Here is a 19,343-nt window from a genome sequence, read left to right as displayed (position 1 = left end):
GCCGATGGCCCGGCCTCACACCGTCAGCAGCCGCCGTACCTCCTCATCCTCCAGGCTCTCCACCGGCCCGCCCAGCGCCACCTCGCCGCGCACCATCACGGCGATACGGTCGGCGAGGTCGCGGGCGAATTCGTAGTACTGCTCCACCAGCACCACGGCGAAATTCTTCTCCCGCGCCAGCAGCCGGATGACGCGGGCGATGTCCTTGATGACATTGGGCTGGATGCCCTCGGTCGGCTCGTCGAGGATCAGCAGCCGCGGCCGCGCGGTCAGCGCCCGCGCAATGGCAAGCTGTTGCTGCTGCCCACCGGAAAGGTCGCCGCCCCGGCGCTTCAGGAACTGCTTGAGGATCGGGAAGAGGGCGAAGATCTCCTCCTCCGGCACCTTGCTGCCGCGTGGGGCGGCGGCGAGCGCCGTCTCCAGATTCTCCTGCACCGTCAGGAAGGGGAAGATCTCCCGCCCCTGCGGCACATAGCCGATGCCGGCGCGGGCGCGCTCCGCCGGCGCCAAGCCGGCGACGTCGCGGCCCTCCCAGATGATCCGGCCGCTTTGGACCCGCTCCAGCCCGACGATCGCCCGCATGAGCGAGGATTTGCCGACGCCGTTCCGCCCCAGCACGCAGGTGACGCGCCCGGGGTCCGCCTCCAGCGAAACGCCGCGCAGGCAGCGCGAGGCGCCGTAGGAAAGATCGATGCCTTCGACACGCAGCATGGGTCAGCGCCCCAGATAGACTTCGATGACCCGCGGGTCGTTCTGCACATGGTCGATGCTGCCCTCGGAGAGCATCGAGCCCTCGCAGAGCACCGTCACCTTGCTGCCCAGGGCGCGGACGAATTCCAGGTCATGCTCCACCACCACCACGCTGCGCCGCCCGGCGATGCGCACCAGCAGGGCGGCGGTGTGCTCGGTCTCCTGGTCGGTCATGCCGGCCACCGGCTCGTCCACCAGCAGCAGCTCCGGGTCCTGCATCAGCAGCATGCCGATCTCCAGCCATTGCCGCTGGCCATGGCTGAGCACGCCCGCCAGGTCATGCGCCCGGGATGCCAGCCCCACCTCCTCCAGCGTCTGCTCGATCCGGGCGCGGTCGCCGCCGCCCAGCACCCAGCGCAGGCAGGCGAGCGGTCCGCGCGGCGCCTTCAGCGCGAGCTCGAGATTCTCGAACACCGTCAGCTTGTCGAACATCGTCGGCTTCTGGAATTTCCGGCCGATGCCGAGATTGGCGATGCTCGCCTCGTCCAGCTTCGTCAGATCGTGGTCGCGGAAGCGGACCACGCCCTCGGTCGGGCGGGTCTTGCCGGTGATGACATCCATCATCGTCGTCTTGCCCGCGCCGTTCGGGCCGATGATGGCGCGCAGCTCGCCCGGGTCGATGATGAGGGAGAGGGCGTTCAGCGCCTTGAACCCGTCGAAGACGACGGAGACGCCGTCCAGATAGAGCAGCGGGTCGGGCGCCGGGGCGGTGAGCTGGGCGGCGTTCATTTCGGCGCCTTCGTGAACAGGCCGATCAGGCCGCGGGGCAGGAAGAGCGTGACGGCGACGAAGAGGCCGCCGAGCGCGAAGAGCCAGAGATCGGGCGCCACCGTCGTCAGCCAGGTCTTCAGCGCATTGACCGAGAAGGCGCCGAGCAGCGCGCCCAGCAGCGTGCCGCGGCCGCCAACCGCCACCCAGATCACGGCCTCGATGGAATTGGCCGGGCTGAACTCGCCGGGGTTGATGATGCCCACCTGCGGCACGTAGAGCGCGCCGGCGAGGCCGGCCAGCACGGCGGAGAGGACGAAGACGAAGAGCTTGTGCTGCGTCACGTCATAGCCGAGGAAGCGCACCCGGCTCTCGGCATCGCGGATCGCCACCAGCACGCGGCCGAGCTTGGAACGGGTGACGGCGCTGCAGAGCCAGAGCGCGCCGAGCAGCAGCGCGAGCGAGGCGTAGAACAGCACCGAACGGGCATTCGGCGTGTTCAGCGGCATGCCCAGCAGCTCCTTGAAGTCGGTGAAGCCGTTATTGCCGCCGAAGCCCATGTCGTTGCGGAAGAAGGCCAGCATCAGGGCGTAGGTCATCGCCTGGGTGATGATGGAGAGATAGACGCCGGTGATGCGGCTGCGAAAGGCGAGGTAGCCGACGACCAGCGCCAGCAGCCCCGGCACCGCCATGGCCATGAGGATGGCGAAGGGGAAATGGTCGAAGCCCAGCCAGTACCAGGGCAGTTCCTGATAGCCGAGAAAGACCATGAAATCCGGCAGCACCGGATGGCCATAGACCCCGCGCGGCCCGATGAGGCGCATCAGATGCATGCCCATCGCATAGCCGCCGAGGGCGAAGAAGGCGCCATGGCCGAGGGAGAGGATGCCGGCATAGCCCCAGGCCAGGTCGATGGCCAAGGCAAGCACCGCGTAGGTGATCCACTTGCCGCAGACCGTGACGACGAAATCCGAGACATGCAGCGCGCTGTCCGTCGGCATCTGGTTCAGCACCGGCAGCAGGGCGAGGATCAGCACGGCCCCGATGAGGACCAGGCGCAGCGTCATGCGGCCGAAGCCGGATGGCGCGGGGGAGGCGAGGGTGGCGCTCACGATTCCGCAGCCCTTCCCTTGAGCGCGAAGAGGCCTTTCGGCCGGCGCTGGATGAACAGCATGATGGCGACGAGGACGCAGACCTTGGCGAGCACCGCGCCGGCATAGGGTTCCAGCACCTTGTTGACGACGCCGAGGGTCAGCGCGCCCACCAGCGTGCCGGCCAGCGAGCCGACGCCGCCGAACACCACCACCATGAAGCTGTCGATGATGTAGCCGGTGCCGAGATTGGGCGAGACATTGTCGATCTGGCTGAGCGCGACGCCGGCGAGGCCAGCCAGGCCGGAACCGAAGGCAAAGGTCATGGCGTCCACCCGCCCGGTGCGGATGCCCATGGTGGCGGCGATGCGGCGGTTCTGCACCACTGCCCGCATCTCCAGCCCGAAGCGGGTGAAGCGGATGGCGGCGACCACCAGCAGCAGCACGAAGATGCCGAAGACGATGATCCAGAGCCGGTTCTGCGTCATCGCGATGCCGCCCGGGAACATCAGCGTGCCCTGCATCCAGGAAGGGCTGACGACTTCCCGGTTCTGCGCGCCGAAGGCGAGACGCACCGCCTGCTGGAGGATCATGCCAACGCCGAAGGTCATCAGCAGCGTCTCCAGCGGCCGGCCGTAGAGGTGGCGGATCAGCCCGCGCTCCAGCACTGCTCCGGCCAGGGCGGTGACGAGGAAGGCGGCCGGCACCGCCAGGGGCAGGGACCAGGGCGCCAGCCAGGGGATGCCGCGGCAGAGCTCCTGCACCACGAAGGTGGCATAGGCGCCGAGCATGACGAACTCGCCATGCGCCATGTTGATGACGCCCATGACGCCGAAGGTGACAGCGAGGCCCAGCGCCGCCAGCAGCAGCACGGAGCCGAGGGAGAGTCCCTGGAACAGCGTCTCCACCACGCGGCGCAGCGCCAGGCGCTGCTCGATGGCGGCGATGGAGACATCGATGGCGGTGGCGATCTCCGGGTTGGCGGCGCGGGCCTCGATCAGCAGGGCGCGTGCCTCGGTGGTGGCGGCGGTGCCGAGCCGGGCGACGGCATCGCGCTTCGCCGCCGCGTCGTCGGCGCGGAGCTGGGAGGCGGCGAGGGCAAGCTCGAGCTGGGCGCGGATCCGCGCCTCCCGCTCCTGCGTCAAGGCGGATTGCAGCAGCGGCACATTCTCCGGCGCCGGGCTGCGGAACACCGCCTCGGCGGCCGCCAGCCGCTCCGCCGGGTCCGGCGAGATGAGCTGCAGCCGGCCAAGCGCGCCGCGCAACACCTGGCGGACGCGGTTGTTGATGCGCACCGGCTCGGCCCCCGTCGCATCGGCGGGCTGGCCGGTGGCGGCATCCGTGCCGTTGGGCAGCAGCACGGCGCCGGCGGGGGTGCGGCGCAGCGTGCCGTCCTGCAGCGCCCGCAGCAGCGGGATGGCGCGCGGGTCGCCGAGCGCGCCGAGGCGCTCCGCCACCTCCGCGGTCTGGCCGAATCCCTCGCCGAGGCCGGCGAGGGCGGAGGCGAAGCGGTCCTGCGCCGCGGCCGGCAAGGCCAGCAGCAGGGCGAGGCAAAGCCCGAGGAGGTGACGTTTCATGATCTCTCTTGGCACCGTGTGGGCGCCGGGCCGCAGCCCGGCGCCGTCTTCCGCCTGCCCTGGGGCGTGGAGCCTTCGCCGCACGCGCCAGGCCATGGCCTGTTCGCGCGATCGGCGCCCTAGCGGCGGCGGTTCGCGTTTTCCGGGATGAACTGCGACCAGTTCTCCGCCTTCACCGCGTTCGGCGTCTTCCAGACGATGTTGAACTGGCCATCCGCCTGCACCTCGCCAATCAGCACCGGCTTGGAGAGGTGGTGGTTCGGCAGCATCTCCTCCTCATAGCCGCAGGGGGCCGTCAGCTTCTGGCCGATCAGCGCCGGCGTCACCTGCGCCACCGCGGTGGTGCCGGCCTTCTGCACCGCCTGCATCCACATGCGGAAGCCGGTATAGGTGGCCTCCATCGGGTCGTTGGTGACGCGCTTCGGATTCTTGATGTAGGTCTGCCAGAGCTTCTTGAACTCCTCATTCGGTGCGCCGGGCACCGACATGAAGTAGTTCCAGGCGGCCAGGTGGCCGACCAGCGGCTTGGTGTCGATGCCCGCCAGCTCCTCCTCGCCCACGCTGAACGCGACGCAGGGGATGTCCTCCGCCTTGATGCCCTGGTTGCCCAGCTCCCGGTAGAAGGGGACGTTGGCGTCGCCGTTGATGGTGCTGACGATGGCGGTCTTCTTGCCCTCGCCGGCGAAGCGCTTCACCCGGGCGACGATGCCCTGCCAGTCGGAGTGCCCGAAGGGGGTGTATTCCTCCATGATGTCGGCATTGGCGATGCCCTTGGAGTTGAGGAAGCCGCGCAGGATGCGGTTGGTGGTGCGCGGATAGACATAGTCCGTGCCGAGCAGGACGATGCGCTTCGCCTCGCCGCCATCGTCGCTCATCAGGTATTCCACCGCCGGGATCGCCTGCTGGTTCGGCGCGGCGCCGGTGTAGAAGATGTTCGGGCTCTCCTCCTCGCCTTCGTACTGCACCGGGTAGAAGAGCAGGCCCTTCAGCTCCTCGAACACCGGCAGCACGGATTTGCGGGAGACCGAGGTCCAGCAGCCGAAGGTCACGTCCACCTTGTGGACCTGCAGCAGCTCGCGCGCCTTCTCGGCGAAGAGCGGCCAGTTGGAGGCGGGATCGACCACCACCGCTTCCAGCTTCCGGCCCAGCACGCCGCCCTGGGCGTTGGCCCATTCCACCATCATCAGCACGGTGTCGCGCAGCGCGGTCTCCGAGATGGCCATGGTGCCGGAGAGGGAGTGCAGCACGCCCACCTTGATCGGGGCGCCCTGCGCCCAGGCGGGGCGGATGGCCGGCAGGGCCAAGGGGACAGCCAGCGCGCTGCCGAGGCCGGCCAGCGCGGCGCGGCGGGTGAGGGTGGTCGGGGACATGCGGCTTCCTTCCTGTTCTGGCCTTGGCGGCGAAGCCGCCGCACCGCCCCGGCGGGCGGGGGATGCGGCGCGGCTTCCTGCGGCACGGCATTGCGAGATGCGTGCCAGGGCGAGAACGGCCTGCAGCCGCGGTTTTCCGCGCTTCTGCTCAAGCCTTGTGCATTGCGCTGCCATTCTGGACGGAGGCTGCGCCGCCGCGGGGCAGGCATTGCACGGCAGCGCGGAGTGATACGGCGTTATCGCAATGGCTTATGGCGCTTCAGCGCTTGGCTGGCCGGTTCACCAGCCAGAGCCCCGCCGCCACCAGCAGCACGGCAAGGCCGAAGAGCGGCCCGAGCGGGTCGCCGAGCAGCACCGCCCCGGCCAGCACGCCGAAGATGGGCGAGAGCACCGAGAAGGCGGCAAGGCGGGAGGCGGAGTGGCTGGAGACCAGCCGGAACCAGACCAGGTAGCTGATGCCGGCGATCGCCACCGCCTGATAGAGGAAGGCGCCGAGGACGAGCGGCGTGAGGTGCAGCGTCCAGCGCTCCCCCAGCAGCGGCGAGGCGAGCAGGAGCAGGGGCACGGAGAGGCCGAGCTGGTAGAACAGCATGGTCTGCGGCAGGGCGCGCTTCAGTCGGCTGGCCTTCACCAGCAGCGTCGTCATGCCCCAGAGCGCGCCGCCGAGCAGGCAGAGCGCATCGCCCAGCAGCGCCTCCGGCCCCGTCGTCACCAGCAGGCCTTCGGCGAAGGCCAGCACCAGCCCGGCGAAGGCGACCAGCAGCCCCAGCGCCTTGGCGCGGGTCAGCCGGTCCTCCGGCAGCAGCAGATGCGCGCCGATAGCGACGAAGAAGGGCGCGCCATACATGAAGATGATGGCGCGGGAGGCGGTGGTGAGCTGGACCCCGATATAGAAGGCGATGAACTCGGCCGCGAAGATGACGCCCGACAGCAGGCCGAGGGGCAGCGTGCCGTCCCGCCGCCAGGCGCCGAAGCCAAGGCCGCGCCAGCGGCACCAGCCAAGCAGGGTGAAGGTGCCGACCAGGCTGCGCAGCCCGGCCAGCAGCACGGGCGGAATGCCCTGGCCCGCCAGCTTCATCGCCACGGTGTTGAGCCCCCAGACCAGGCAGAGCAGCAGCATCAGGGCAAGGGCCGCGGGCGGCAGCGCGCCCTCCGCAGCCCGGTCGCGTGGCGAATCCGGCATGATGGCAGGGTGCGGCGCGGCCCCCGTGGCGTAAAGCCCGCCGCGTAAGCCCCGCGCCCCCCTGGCTGCGGCGCCCGCTCTCAGGCATCATCGGCATCGAGCCCGTTGCGAAAGGTGAACCGCGCCATGGCGCTGAAGGCCGCCATCATTCCCGTCACGCCCTTTGAGCAGAATTGCGCCCTGCTCTGGGAGGAAGGGACGGGCAAGGGCGTGGTCATCGACCCGGGCGGGGAGGTGGACCGCATCCTGACTGCGATCGGCGAGCTGAAGCTGAGCGTGGAGCGCATCCTGCTGACCCATGGCCATATGGACCATGCCGGGGGCGCGGCGGAGCTGAAGGCGGCGCTGCCGGACACGCCGCCCATCATCGGGCCCGACGCGCGCGACCAGTTCCTGCTGGAGGCGCTGGAGAGCCAGGGCGCGAAGTACGGGCTGCCGGCGCGCAACGTGACGCCGGACCAATGGCTCGCCGAGGGCGACACGGTCGAGATCGGCGGGGAGAGCTTCGGCGTGCTGCATTGCCCCGGGCATACGCCGGGGCATGTGGTCTTCGTCTCCACCGCGCTGCGGGTGGCGCTGGTGGGGGATGTGTTGTTCCGCGGCTCCATCGGCCGCACGGATTTCCCCTATGGGGATCACGCCGCGCTGCTGGCCGCCATCCATGGCAAGCTGCTGCCGCTGGGGGATGACGTGCAATTCCTCTGCGGCCATGGCCCGGGCTCGAGCTTCGGGCATGAGCGGCAGCGGAACCCCTTCCTCAGGGGGGCGTAGGGCGCAATCTGCTGAGGCGGAGCCGCCGGACGTGGCCCGCGCGGCAAGGCAAGGGCCTGGGAAGGTGCCGTGCGCGCGGGCGAGGGTATCATGCGCCGGGCGGCCGCCGCCGGCGGAAGACGCTGCGGAACTCCGCCCGTTGCAGCAGCGCCAGCACCAGCAGGGCCAGGACGGCCAGCAGCAGGATCAGCAGGGTGGTGGACATGCGGCGATCTCCCTTTGCATCGAGGGAAAGCGCCGCCCGGCCCGGGGTTCGGTCAGTAGGCGGCGGCCCAGCCATCCCGGCGCGGATCGCTGCCGGCCATGCGCACGCCATTCTCCAGGATGCGGATGGCAGCGACGCTGCACGGGCCTTCCAGCGGCGGCACCAGCTTCACCTGATGGCCCATCGCCGTCAGCGCGGGGGCGGCGTCCGCGAGCCCCTGTTCCAGCGTCAGCACGGCATCGCCGCCATGCGGGTAGTTGGCCGCCTGGCCGGGCTGGCTGCTGGTCCAGCGCGGGGCGTCCACCGCCTGCTGCGGGTCCAGGCCGAACACCGCCATGGCGACCAGCACCTGCATGTTGATCTGTACCTGGTTGTCGGCGCCCGGCGTGCCGAAGACCGCCCAGGGCCTGCCGTCCCGCAGCACGATCGGCGCGTTCATGGTGTGCCGCACCCGCAGGCCCGGCCGCAGCAAATTGGCGTGCCCGGGGCTGAGGTGCCAATACGCCATGCGGTTGTTCAGCAACACGCCGGTATCGCCCGCCGTCACACCGCTGCCGAAGGCGGAGTTCAACGACTGGATGGCGGAGACGACATTCCCCGCCGCATCGACCACGCAGAAATAGGTGGTGTCGCTTTCCGCCATGTCGCGCACCGGCAGGCTTGCGGCGCGGCCGAAATCGATGGCGGCGGCATGGGCCATGGCGTGATCGGCAGAGAGCAGGCGGTCCAGCGGGATGGCGGCGCCGCGCGGATCGCTTCCATGGGTCTCGCGGTCCAGGAAGGCGCGCTTCTTGGCCTCCACCATCAGGTGGATCAGCGCCGCGCTGTCCCGGCCCAGCCCATCCAGCTCAAAGCGCTCCAGGATGCGGAGCATCTGCAGGAAGGTGAAGCCGGTGGAATTGGGCGGCGTCTGGCGCAGGGTGAAGCCGCGCCAGGGGATCTCGATTGGGGCCTGGACCTCTGCCGTGCAGGCGGCAAGGTCCGCCGCCGCCACCAGCCCGCCGGCGGCTTCGATGCCAGCCGCCAGGCGCCGCGCCAGGGCGCCGCGGTAGAAGCCCTCGGCCCCGTCCCGCGCCAGCGCCTCCAGCGTTTCCACCAGCTCCGGCTGCACCACCAGCGCGCCGAGGGCTGGGGGCTCTCCGCCGTGGAGGAAGCGCGCCGCGCTGCCGGCATCCTCCCGTAGCCGGGTACGCATCTCGCCGCTGAAATGCCGGTAGGCATGGGTGGCGGCGAAGCCCTCCCGCGCCGCCTCGATGGCCGGCGCCACCAGCCTGGCCCAGGGCAGGCTGCCATGCCGCGCATGCAGCAGGGCCAGCCCGGCCACCAGCCCCGGCGTCTGCACGCTGAGCGGGCCGGAGATGGGAATGCCACCCGCCGCCCGGTAGCGCTCCGGCGTTGCCGCCGCCGGCGCCGCGCCGGTGGCGTTCACGCAGAGCGCCGTGCCGTCGGCGAGGCAGAGATGGAAGAACCCATCCCCGCCGATGCCCGACATGTGCGGCTCCGCCACCCCCAGGGTCAGGGAGGTGGCGATGGCGGCATCCATGGCGTTGCCACCTGCCCGCAGCACATCCAGCCCCGCCTGGGTGGCGACCGGATGGTTGCTGGCGACGGCGCCGCGCCGGCCCATGATCAGCGGCCGGTGGCTACGCAAAGCCGGGTGCATGCGGACCTCCCCTAGGACACAGGCGGAGGTCAGCATGCCACCGGCGGGACGGAAAGCCCTACTCGGCGGCCTGCCGCCCGGTATGCCGGCCTTCGCGGAACTCCTCGATCATCTTCCGGCTGAAGGCCGGGATGTCGTCCGGCTTGCGGGAGGTGACGAGGCCCTGGTCGGTGACGACCTGCTCATCCACCCATTGCGCACCGGCATTGGTGAGGTCCTGGCGCAGCGAAGGCCAACTCGTCACCCGCCGCCCGCGCACCCCGCCGGCATCGATCAGCGTCCAGGGCCCGTGGCAGATGGCCGCGATGGGCTTCTTCTGCTCCACGAAATGCCGGACGAAGTCGATCGCCTTGGGCTGCAGCCGGAGCTGGTCCGGGTTCACCACCCCGCCCGGCAGCAGCAGCGCCTGGTACTGGCCGGGGTCCGCCTGGTCCAGGGCGCGGTCCACCGGGATGCTGTCCGCCTTGTCCAGGTGGTTCCAGCCCTGGATGCTGCCCGGCTTCGGGGACACCACCTCCACCTGGGCGCCGGCCTGCTTCAGGGCCTTGACCGGCTCGGTCAGCTCCACCTGCTCCACGCCATCGGTCGCCAGCACGGCGACCTTGCAGCCTTGCAGCTCGTCGGCCATGCGGTTCTCCCTATCGCTCGGCGCCGCGCTCCACCTCGCCCACCGCCTTGGTCACTTCGGCGATGCTGGCGAATTCCTGGTCCGGCATGGCGTTGATCACCTCCATGACGGCCTGCTCGGCGCCGTTCTTCTTCGCCTGCTGCACCAGATCCTTCTTGCTCGCGGGGAAATGGATGCCCTTCAGGCTATGCGTGACATTGGCGGGGGAATGCCCGCCGAGGCCTCGGGTCATGGTCTGCTCTCCCTGCCGTGGTGGCCGGAGAACACGCCAGCATGGGCCGGGGTTGCGCCGCTGCCGCTTGCTTGACGCCCCGCCGCACATTGCCGAACCTGCATCGAAGCAAGGAGGAAACCGATGTTGACGCGACGGGGCATGTTGGCCGGGGCGGGATTCGCGCTGGCCGGGCCGGTGCGGGCCCAGCCGGCCTGGCCGGACAAGCCGATCCGGCTGCTGGTGGGGTTCCCCGCCGGCGGACCCACGGATTTCGCCGCCCGCGTGCTGCAGGATGCGCTGCAGCAGGTCTGGGGGCAGCCGCTGGTCATCGAGAACCGGCCCGGCGCCAGCCAGGTGATCGCTTCCGAGGCGGTGGCGAAATCCCCGCCCGATGGCTACACGCTGCTGCTCTGCACCAGCAACCTGACCAGCAACCCGGCGGTCTTCGCCCGCCTGCCCTATGACACGCTGCGCGACTTCACCCCGATCGTCATCATCTACTCCTCCCCCACCGTGCTCTTCGTCGGGGAGAAATCGCCCTACCGCAACGTGCAGGAGGTGATCGCGGCGGCGAAGAAGCACCCGGGCATGGCTGCCGCCACCTCGGGCGTCGCCACCTCCGGCCATTTCGCGACGGAGATGTTCATGCGGGCGGCGGGCATCGAGCTGACGCATGTGCCCTATCGCGGCGCCGCCCCCGCCCTGCAGGATGTGATGACGGGCCGGGTGCCGATCACCTTCTCCACCCTGTCGGGGGCCATTGGCCTGGCGCGGGACGGCAAGCTGAAGCCCATTGCCATCGCCGCGCCGCGCCGCACCCCTTCCTTCCCCAACGTGCCGACCATGGCGGAGCAGGGGGTGGAGATCCGCGATACCTCCCCCTGGTACAGCTTCGTCGGCCCGGCCGGGCTGCCGGAGGCGCTGGTGAACCGCATGGCCAGCGATGTGCAGGCGCTGCTGAAGCGCCCGGAGATCATCCAGCGCATCGAGAGCAGCGGCGGCATCGTGGAGGGGGAGGGGCCGGCGGAATTCCGCGCCCGCATCCCGCGCGAGATCGCCATCAACACCGAAGTGGCGCGTGCCGCCAATATTCACATCGAGTAGTCAGGACCAGACCGATATGCGCATGCAGGCCGCCATCATGTTCGAGCAGGGCAAGCCCCGGCCCTACGCCACCTCCAACGCCCTGGTCATCGAGGAGGTGGAACTGGAAGGCCCCGGCCCGGGCGAGATCCTGATCGAGGTCGCCGCCGCCGGCCTCTGCCATTCCGACCTCTCGGCCATCGAGGGGATCCGGCCGCGGCCGCTGCCGGTGGTGATCGGCCATGAGGGCGCCGGCATCGTACGGGAGGTGGGGCAGGGCATCACCGACCTGAAGCCGGGCGACCATGTCATCACCGTCTTCGTCGCCTCCTGCGGCTCCTGCCGGAATTGCGTGCGCGGGCGGCCGAATATCTGCCTGGCCGGCGGGGCGGCGCGGGCGGCGGGCACGCTGCTCTCGGGCGCGAAGCGGATCAGCCGGCTGAACGGGGAGAAGATCAACCATGGCAGCGGGTTGTCGCTCTTCGCGCAATACGCGGTGGTCGGGCGCCGCTCCGCGGTGAAGATCGACCCGTCGATCCCGCTGGAGGATGCGGCGATCTTCGGCTGCGCGGTGATGACCGGGGCCGGGGCGGTGCTGAACACGGCGGGGATGCGGGCGGGCGACACCATCGCCGTGGTGGGCCTCGGCGGCGTCGGCATGAATGCGCTGTTTGCCGCGGTGGCGGGCGGGGCGGAACGGATCATCGCCATCGACACCAGCGAGCAGAAGCTGGGCCTCGCCCGGCAATGGGGCGCGACGGACACCTTCCTCGCCACCGACAAGGATGTGGTGGAGCAGGTGAAGGCGGCGACCGATGGCGGGGTGGACACCGTCATCGAGACGGCGGGCAACATCAAGGCGATGGAGCTGGCCTATGCCGTGACCGCCCGGGGCGGGCGCGTGGTGAGCGCGGGGCTGCCGGCGCAGGGGGCGAATTTCTCCTACATGCATGCCGGGCTCGTCTCGGACGAGAAGAGCATCCTCGGCAGCTACATGGGAAGCTGCATCGCGGAGCGGGACATTCCGCGCTTCCTTGGCATGTATCAGCGCGGCAAGCTGCCGGTGGGCTCGCTGAAAAGCGGCTTCCTGCCGCTCTCCGAGATCAATGCCGGCTTCGACCGGCTGGCGGAGGGCAATGTGCTGCGCCAGGTGCTGCGGCCGAACATGTAGGCCATGAAAAGGGGGCGGGCCGCAAGCCCGCCCCCCTTTCGTCACACCACCCGGAAATTCTTGAACTGCCAGGGATCCTGGCGGTCCAGCTCCTCCGGGAAGAGCTGCTCCCGGTCCTGCAGCGGGGTCCAGTCGGAATACTCGCCGACCACCTCGCCCAGATAGGGCCGCATGATCTCCATGCAGCGCGCATGGTCGATCTCATCCGCCTCCACGATGCCGGCGCGCGGATTCTCGATGGCCCAGACCAGACCCGCGAGCACCGCCGCCGTCACCTGCAGGGAGGTGGCGTTGTTGTGCGGCGCCAGCGCCCGCGCCTGCTCGATGGAAAGCCGCGAGCCGTACCAATAGGCGCCCTTCTCATGCCCCATCAGCAGCACGCCAAGCTCATCGATGCCGGAGGTGATCTCCTCCATCATCAGGCGCTTCTGCGGCTGCATCTCCCAATTCTTGCCGGCGATCTCGTGCACGGACAGCACGGCATCGTCGCAGGGGTGGTAGGCGTAATGCGCCGTCGGCCGGTAGCGCACCGCGCCCGCCGCATCCCGCACCGTGTAGTAGTCCGCCAGCGAGATCGCCTCGTTATGGGTGATCAGGAAGCCGTGGAACGGGCCTTCCAGCGGCGTCCAGCTGCGGACGCGGGTGGAGGCGCCGGGGCGGGCCAGCCAGATCGCCGCATCGCAGCCGAATTCGTGGCGGTTGCCGTCCGGCGGCAGCGCCTTCTCATGCGTGCCCCAGCCCAGCTCGGCCGGCTGGCAGCCCTCGCCCACGAAGCCGTCGATCGACCAGGTGTTGACGAACTCGCCCCGCGCCTTGGGGCGGTCCGCCACCTGGGTGTCACGCTCCGCGATATGGATGACCTTCACGCCCAGCCGCTCGGCCAGCGCGGCCCAGCCTTCCCGGTCGGTCGGGACCACCACATCCAGCTCCAGGTCGCGGGCGAGGTTCAGCAGCGCCTCCTTCACCAGGTGGGAGACGAGGCCGGGGTTGGCGCCATGCGTCAGCACCGCGGTCGGGCGGCCCTTGACGCCGTCGCGCAGCGCCCGCGCGCTCTCGCGCAGCGCGTAGTTGGAGCGCTGCGAGGGCGTGAGGGACGGGTCGGTGTAGCCGCCGGCCCAGGGCTCGATGCAGGTGTCGAGGTAGAGGGCGCCGATCTCCTGGCACAGCGCGATCAGGGCGACGGAGGAGACGTCCACCGAGAGGTTGAGCAGGAAATCGCCGCGCCGCAGCTCCGGCACCAGCACATCCTTGTAGTTCTCGCGCGTCACCGGCTGTTGGACGAAGCGGATGCCGTACTCGGCCGCGATCTCGCGCCCGCGGGGCTCCGCGGTGACGATGGTGATGCGGTCGCGCGGCATGTCGATATGGCGCAGGATCAGCGGCAGCACGCCCTGGCCGATGCTGCCGAAGCCAAGCATCACCAGGCGGCCGGAGAAGGAAGCGTGGATCATAACAAGGTCCTCCAGGGCACGCGTCAGAGATGCCCGCCGGCCGGGTGGCTGGCGGGGTGGCAACGCCTGACTTCACAGGCTGATTGAGGGAGGGCGTCGTGCCGCGAGGCGCGCCTTACGGTGCGGCCCTACCTCAGACTCCCACCCACCAAAGGCCGAAGGGCCTTTGGAAACCACGAGTCTGCGCTTCGACCGACGGGTCGAAGACTCAAGGGTTCCAAGGGCCCTTCGGCCCTTGGCAGGGTGAGCTCGAGAGGGGGCGCGCCGTAAGGCGCGCCTTACGGCGCCTCCCCCTCTCGAAACGCTACAGCAGCGGCGCGTCCCGCACCTCGACGAGCCTTGCCCGATCGAAGCCGTTGAACCCGGTCCGCAGGCAGGCGCCATAGGCGCCAAGCTGGCCGATCTCGATCCAGTCGCCTTCCCGCACATCCTCGGGCAGCCAGAAGGGCCCGTTCATGCGGTCGGCGCTGTCGCAGGTGGGGCCGAACAGCATGAAGCCGCGCCGCCCCTCCGCCACCTCGCCCTCCGGCCGGATCAGCCGCACCGGGAAGGCGAAGCCCGGCAGCCCGGCGTCGGACAGCGCGCCGTAGATGCCGTCATTCACATAGAGCGCGTCGCCGCGGCGCTGCTGCACCTGCACGACGACGCTGCCACCGGCGGCGACCAGCGCCCGGCCCGGCTCCGCCCACAGCTCCGCGCCCGGCAGCGCCAGCGCCTCGAACCCCGCCTCGATCTCGGCGAAGAAGGCGCCGAGCGGCAGCGGCGTTGCATCCTCATAGGCCACCGGGAAGCCGCCCCCGACATCGACGATCTCCACCGCCACGCCGGCGGCGCGGATCACCTGCCCGGCCAGTGCCAGCGCCTCCCGCCAGGCCAGCGGGTCCAGGCACTGGGAGCCGACATGGAAGGAGAGGCCGAGCCGCTTCGCCTGCGGCCGGGCGGCGCGCAGCAGCGCCACCGCCTCCTCCGGCGCCGCGCCGAATTTGCCGGAGAGGTCATAGACCGCCCGGCCCTTCGGCAGCGCCAGCCGCACCACGAGGCCGAGCTCGCCCTCGCCGCCGCCGGTCTCGGCGACGATCTTTGCGAGTTCATCCGCCGTGTCGAGGACGAAGTCGCGCACGCCGTGCCGGCTCCACGCCTCGCGGATGGCGCCGCGGGACTTCACCGGGTGCATGAAGTGGATCTCCGCCTCCGGGAAGAGGGTGCGCACCAGCGCCACCTCCGCCGCCGAGGCGCAGTCGAAATGGCGGACGCCGCCTTCCCAGACCGCGCGCAGCACGCCCGGCTCCGGGTTGCACTTCACCGCATAGAGCGTCTTGCCCGGGAAGCCCTGCACGAACCCCGCGCTGGCGGCGGCGATCACCGCCGGACGCAGGCAATGCATCGGCTCCTCCGGCCGCTCCACCGCGACCAGATCATCGACACGGGGCAGCACCGGCTCCGCAGCCTCGAAGCGGCGGCGGAGGGGGGAGACGGCGGTACGGGCGCGCAGCAGGCTCATCGGGCAATCCTCACGGCATCGCGGGCGCGCCTGCGGCACGCTGCGACAAGAAGTCGAATGGAGACAGGGGCCTGGCGGCCCCGGGCTTCAGGCGATGCGGTGGGGTGTCACCGCCGCGATGCGTCTCAACAGCATGGGCAATCCCTCACGACCCCGGCGCAAGCGCCGGCATGGACGAAAAGGACGCGTCCCGTCGTTGCTGTGCAGGGCGAAAGGCCCGCTCGCGGCACGTGCGATGGCGTCAGCCGCCCCCGGAGAGGCGACGGCCGGAGAAATAGTGGCTCCTTCGGCGAATTGCCATGCTTTTTTTCAGGGGGTCGGGCGATTTTCCGGCATGGCAACCGGACGCCCCGGGACATGGCCGGAAACTTACCGGCCAGCCCCCTCCTGGGCGCCCTGCAGCGCCAGGTATTCCCAGACCAGGGTGGCGGCGGCCAGGGCGGTGATCTCCGCATGGTCGTAAGCGGGGGCCACCTCCACCACATCCATGCCGATGAACTGGCACGCGCCGAGCCGGCGGAGGATGGCCTGGGCCTGCCAGCTCGCCAGCCCGCCGATCTCCGGCGTGCCGGTGCCGGGGGCGAAGGCCGGGTCCAGGCAGTCGATATCGAAGCTGAGATAGGCGGGCTCGGTGCCCAGCACCGTCCGGATGCGCTCCGCCAGCGCCGCCGGCCCCAGCTCCTGCGCCTCCTGCCCCGTCACGATCGTCACGCCCTGGGACCTGGTCCAGTCCCAGGTCTCGCGATCGACCGGGGAACGGATGCCGATCTGGATCATCCGCCGGGGGTCCACCAGCTTCTCGTTCAGCGCGTGCCAGAAGACGGAGCCATGGGCGAGGGGCTGGCCGAAATTGGTCTCCCAGGTGTCCAGATGCGCATCGAATTGCACCAGGCCGAGCGGCCGGCCGAGCCGCTTCGCGGCGGCGCGCAGCAGCGGCAGGGTGATGCTGTGCTCGCCCCCCAGCGCGACCAGGTGCTGGTGCCGCGCCGCCTGTTCCTCGATCAGCGTCAGGCTGCCGGCAAGGTCGCCGAGGGCGATGGCGAATTCCCCCACATCCGCCACATCCATGCGCTGCGGATCGGTCCAGTGATGCGGGTGGACGCCATCCACCAGCATGCGGCTGGCGCGGCGGATGGCGCCCGGCCCGTCCCGGGTGCCGGCGCGGTTGGTGGTGCCGAGGTCGAGCGGCACGCCGGCGACGGCGTAGCGCGCGGTGCCGTCCCGTTGCGCCAGGCCGAGGAAGCCCGGCGCCGTGGCGAAGGTGGGGATGCCGGCCATGCTGTCAGTCCTCTGTCATGAAAAGCGCCATCACGACCAGCACCGCCGCGATGAACCCAGTGTCCTGCCCGCTCCGTTCGCTGGCTCTCCAACGAACGCAGCGGAAGCGCAGGCCATTGAGGATAAGCGCTGGTGGCCTGGGAACGAAGTCCGCAGAACTTCGGACTCAGGCCACTGGCCTACTTCACCGAGGAGAAGGCGGTCGGCGCAAGAAAAAGGTTCTCGACCGAGGCGACGATCTGCCCGCTTTCCTCGGTCTTCGCGCGTGCCGTCAGCCATTCCGGATCGGCGGCGAAGGCGTTCCACTTCTTCTCGCGGTCCGCCATGCTGTCCCAGGCCAGCAGATAATAGAGGTCCTGGTTGGAGGAGCCGACCAGCACGGTCCAGAACCCCGCCTGCTTGATGCCGTGCTTCTCCCACAGCTTCAGGGTGATGGAGTTGAAGCGGTCCAGCAGCGCCGGCAGCCGGCCGGGCACGCAGTGATAGATGCGAAGCTCGTAGACCATCTCGTTGTCCCTCCCATTGGGCGCCGGATGCTACCGCCATTGGCCGCCATGCCATAGTGGGGGCATGGAGATGCTTCCCGATCTCGGCGCGCGGCAGCTGCAGGCGGTGCTGGCGGTGGCGGAGGAGCGCAGCTTCGTCGCCGCCGCCGCGCGCCTCCGCCTCTCCCAGCCCGCGCTGACGCGGCTGATCCAGCGCGTGGAGGATGTGCTGGGCGTCGCGCTGTTCGAGCGCAGCACGCGCCGCGTGGCGCTGACCGCGGCGGGGCGGGAATTCGTCGCCGTGGCGGAGCGCGTGCTGAACGATTTGCGCATCGCCGGCCGTTCCCTGCGGGAGCTGGCGGGGGAGCAGCGGGGGCAAGTGATCCTCGCCTGCATCATGTCCGTCGCCGCCGGCCCCTTGCCGCGGCTGCTGGCCGAATGGCGCGCGACGCGGCCGGGGGTGGAGCTGCATCTGCGGGAGGGCGTGCATGGCGACGTGCTGGAGGCGGTGCGGAGCGGCGTCGCCGATCTCGGCATCACCTATCTGGAAGCGCTGCCGGAGGGGCTGGCAGGCGAGGCGCTGGGGGAGGCGGCGTTCCGCGCCGTGCTGCCGCCGGGCCATTCCCTGGCGGCGCGGCCCGCCGTGACCCTGGCCGAGCTGGCGGCGGAGCCGCTCATCTCCTTCCCCGCCGAGGCCCGCACCCGCCGCCTGCTGGACGGCGCCGCGGCGGCAGCGGGGGTGGCGCTGCGCCATGCGGCGACGGTGACGCAATTCGCCACCATGCTGGCGCTGGTCCGGGCCGGGGTGGGCGTGGCCATCGTCCCGACCGCGGCCGTGCCGGCGGAGTCCGGCCTGGTGCTGCGGGACCTGGCGCCGCCGGGGCTACGCCGCACCATCGGCATCGTCACCCTGGCGGAGCGGGAACTGGCCCCGGCCGCGGCCGGGTTGCGGGAGAGGCTGCGGGGATTGATGCGTCAGACGCAAGAATAATCGGCAACGCTTCACCCCTGGCAAGAACCGGGGCTGCGGCGCAGGATGCCGGGCAGGGAGGGCGCGCCATGTCCATCGCCACCGCCGCCGAAGCCGGCACCGATCTCGTCGAATACTACTTCGCCCAGGGCTGGACCGATGGGCTGCCCGTGGTGCCGCCGACCCAGGCCAAGGTGGAGGCCTTCATCGCCGCCCTCGGCGGCGAGCCTGACCATGTGGAAGGCAAGGTTGCGCCGCGCTGGGGCGTGCTGACGCGGGAAGTGCTGGCCATCAATGCCGTCATGGCCGGCTGCCTGCCGGAATACGCGCCGGTGCTGCGCGCCGCCATGCAGGCACTGATGGACCCGCTGTTCAACCTGAACGGCGTACAGGCGACGACGCATATGGCGGCGCCGCTGGTCATCGTGAACGGGCCGGCGGCGCGCGCCATCGGCATGAATGGCGGCGCCAATGCCTTCGGCCCCGGCAACCGCGCCAACGCCACCATTGGCCGCGCCGTCCGCCTGATGCTGCTGAATGTCGGCGGGGCGCATCCGCCCGACCTCGACAAATGCACCCTCGGCAACCCGGCGAAGTACAGCTACGCCATCTGCGAGAACGAGGCGCAGTCGCCCTTCGCCCCCTATCATGTCGAGCAGGGCTGGAAGCCGGAGGACAGCACCGTGTTTGCCATGGCGGCGGAGGCGCCGCACAGCGTCACCGACCACCAGTGCAACGATCCGGAAGGCATCCTCGACACCATCTGCTCGGCGATGAGCACCATCGCCAGCAATAACGCCGTGCTCTCCGGCCATTGCGCCGTGGCGCTCGGCCTTGAGCATGCGCGGACCATCGCCAAGCATGGCTGGAGCCGCAGCGACATCCGCCATTATCTGTGGATGCATAGCGGCAACGCCTTCCGCCTGATCAGCCGCGATCATCGCTACGGCCGCGTGTACAACCGCAACCTGCCGAAATGGGTGAAGCGGGACCCGGACAGCCGCATCCCCATCGTGCCCAGCCCGGACAACATCCACCTGTTCGTCGTGGGCGGCGATGCCGGCCGCTTCTCCGCCTTCATCCCCGGCTGGGGGCACATGAACACGCCGGTGATGCAGCCGGTGGGCGAGAGCGTGGCGCCGGAAGGCCCGGACTGCGCCAGCGGTGTCTGCGCCATCTGATTCATTCCCCACGACGCCGCTGCGTGGCGGCGCGGGGGCCCCGGAGTCGCTGCGGGATCGGCG

At 70.3% G+C, this 19,343-nt stretch carries 18 protein-coding genes; 5 read left to right on the top strand and 13 right to left on the bottom strand.

All coding sequences use genetic code 11. From position 1 onward, the window contains the following. Window positions 1–15: 15 nt before the first annotated feature. From urtE to NJ376_RS02305, 6 genes are all read right to left on the bottom strand, one after another. Window positions 16–711: an urea ABC transporter ATP-binding subunit UrtE gene (urtE, locus tag NJ376_RS02330; RefSeq protein WP_252951622.1), complete on the bottom strand. Its 696-nt coding sequence runs from the start codon at window positions 709–711 to the stop codon at window positions 16–18. A 3-nt stretch (window positions 712–714) separates the two neighbouring features. Next, complete coding sequence (gene urtD / locus NJ376_RS02325; protein ID WP_252951621.1) at window positions 715–1,479, bottom strand: urea ABC transporter ATP-binding protein UrtD; 765 nt, start codon at window positions 1,477–1,479, stop codon at window positions 715–717. Continuing rightward, window positions 1,476–2,525: an urea ABC transporter permease subunit UrtC gene (gene urtC / locus NJ376_RS02320; RefSeq protein ID WP_252951643.1), complete on the bottom strand. Its 1,050-nt coding sequence runs from the start codon at window positions 2,523–2,525 to the stop codon at window positions 1,476–1,478. Before urtC ends, urtD begins: the two co-directional genes overlap by 4 nt. Before the next feature lie 41 nt (window positions 2,526–2,566). Continuing rightward, complete coding sequence (urtB, locus tag NJ376_RS02315; protein WP_252951620.1) at window positions 2,567–4,126, bottom strand: urea ABC transporter permease subunit UrtB; 1,560 nt, start codon at window positions 4,124–4,126, stop codon at window positions 2,567–2,569. Between the two features lie 119 nt (window positions 4,127–4,245). Further along, the gene (gene urtA, locus NJ376_RS02310; protein ID WP_252951619.1) at window positions 4,246–5,496 is read right to left on the bottom strand and encodes an urea ABC transporter substrate-binding protein; all 1,251 of its coding nucleotides are present in this window, start codon (window positions 5,494–5,496) and stop codon (window positions 4,246–4,248) included. 259 nt (window positions 5,497–5,755) lie between these two features. Next, window positions 5,756–6,679, bottom strand: a complete 924-nt coding sequence (locus tag NJ376_RS02305) for a DMT family transporter (RefSeq protein ID WP_252951618.1) — start codon at window positions 6,677–6,679, stop codon at window positions 5,756–5,758. Between the two features lie 126 nt (window positions 6,680–6,805). On the opposite strand from NJ376_RS02305, the gene NJ376_RS02300 reads away from it, so the two are divergent. Then, entirely contained in the window at window positions 6,806–7,450 is a 645-nt protein-coding gene (locus NJ376_RS02300) for an MBL fold metallo-hydrolase (protein ID WP_305879957.1), read from the top strand. A gap of 257 nt (window positions 7,451–7,707) precedes the next feature. On the opposite strand, the gene ggt is transcribed toward NJ376_RS02300, so the two are convergent. The 3 genes from ggt to NJ376_RS02285 are packed head-to-tail and all read right to left on the bottom strand — an operon-like array spanning window position 7,708 to window position 10,178. After that, window positions 7,708–9,318: a gamma-glutamyltransferase gene (ggt, locus tag NJ376_RS02295; protein ID WP_252951616.1), complete on the bottom strand. Its 1,611-nt coding sequence runs from the start codon at window positions 9,316–9,318 to the stop codon at window positions 7,708–7,710. 58 nt (window positions 9,319–9,376) lie between these two features. Next, on the bottom strand, window positions 9,377–9,946 hold the full coding sequence (locus tag NJ376_RS02290; RefSeq protein WP_252951613.1) for a type 1 glutamine amidotransferase domain-containing protein: 570 nt from the start codon (window positions 9,944–9,946) through the stop codon (window positions 9,377–9,379). Window positions 9,947–9,956: 10 nt separating this feature from the next. Further along, window positions 9,957–10,178 (bottom strand): DUF2795 domain-containing protein, encoded by a 222-nt coding sequence (locus tag NJ376_RS02285; RefSeq protein WP_252951611.1) that lies wholly within the window; start codon window positions 10,176–10,178, stop codon window positions 9,957–9,959. A 123-nt stretch (window positions 10,179–10,301) separates the two neighbouring features. On the opposite strand from NJ376_RS02285, the gene NJ376_RS02280 reads away from it, so the two are divergent. Beyond that, entirely contained in the window at window positions 10,302–11,264 is a 963-nt protein-coding gene (locus tag NJ376_RS02280) for a Bug family tripartite tricarboxylate transporter substrate binding protein (RefSeq protein ID WP_252951609.1), read from the top strand. Window positions 11,265–11,280: 16 nt separating this feature from the next. Next, a complete protein-coding gene (locus NJ376_RS02275) occupies window positions 11,281–12,414 on the top strand; it encodes a zinc-dependent alcohol dehydrogenase family protein (RefSeq protein WP_252951608.1) in 1,134 nt (377 codons plus the stop codon). A gap of 41 nt (window positions 12,415–12,455) precedes the next feature. Here NJ376_RS02275 and NJ376_RS02270 read toward each other — a convergent pair whose 3' ends face one another. From NJ376_RS02270 to NJ376_RS02255, 4 genes are all read right to left on the bottom strand, one after another. Then, complete coding sequence (locus NJ376_RS02270; RefSeq protein ID WP_252951606.1) at window positions 12,456–13,865, bottom strand: homospermidine synthase; 1,410 nt, start codon at window positions 13,863–13,865, stop codon at window positions 12,456–12,458. A gap of 304 nt (window positions 13,866–14,169) precedes the next feature. Beyond that, entirely contained in the window at window positions 14,170–15,366 is a 1,197-nt protein-coding gene (locus NJ376_RS02265) for a type III PLP-dependent enzyme (RefSeq protein WP_252951604.1), read from the bottom strand. Between the two features lie 369 nt (window positions 15,367–15,735). Next, entirely contained in the window at window positions 15,736–16,644 is a 909-nt protein-coding gene (gene speB / locus NJ376_RS02260) for an agmatinase (RefSeq protein ID WP_252951601.1), read from the bottom strand. Between the two features lie 179 nt (window positions 16,645–16,823). Continuing rightward, on the bottom strand, window positions 16,824–17,150 hold the full coding sequence (locus NJ376_RS02255; protein ID WP_252951599.1) for an NIPSNAP family protein: 327 nt from the start codon (window positions 17,148–17,150) through the stop codon (window positions 16,824–16,826). Between the two features lie 64 nt (window positions 17,151–17,214). Here NJ376_RS02255 and NJ376_RS02250 point away from each other — a divergent pair, with 64 nt between their 5' ends. Beyond that, complete coding sequence (locus tag NJ376_RS02250; protein WP_252951597.1) at window positions 17,215–18,120, top strand: LysR family transcriptional regulator; 906 nt, start codon at window positions 17,215–17,217, stop codon at window positions 18,118–18,120. A 68-nt stretch (window positions 18,121–18,188) separates the two neighbouring features. Next, entirely contained in the window at window positions 18,189–19,280 is a 1,092-nt protein-coding gene (locus tag NJ376_RS02245) for a hypothetical protein (RefSeq protein WP_252951595.1), read from the top strand. The last annotated feature ends 63 nt before the right edge of the window (window positions 19,281–19,343 follow it).

This window comes from Siccirubricoccus soli (assembly GCF_024178315.1).
In the GTDB taxonomy this organism is placed as follows: Bacteria; Pseudomonadota; Alphaproteobacteria; order Acetobacterales; family Acetobacteraceae; genus Siccirubricoccus; species Siccirubricoccus soli.
Note: the sequence above shows the minus strand (reverse complement) of the source record. Positions and strands in the feature narration are given on the sequence as shown.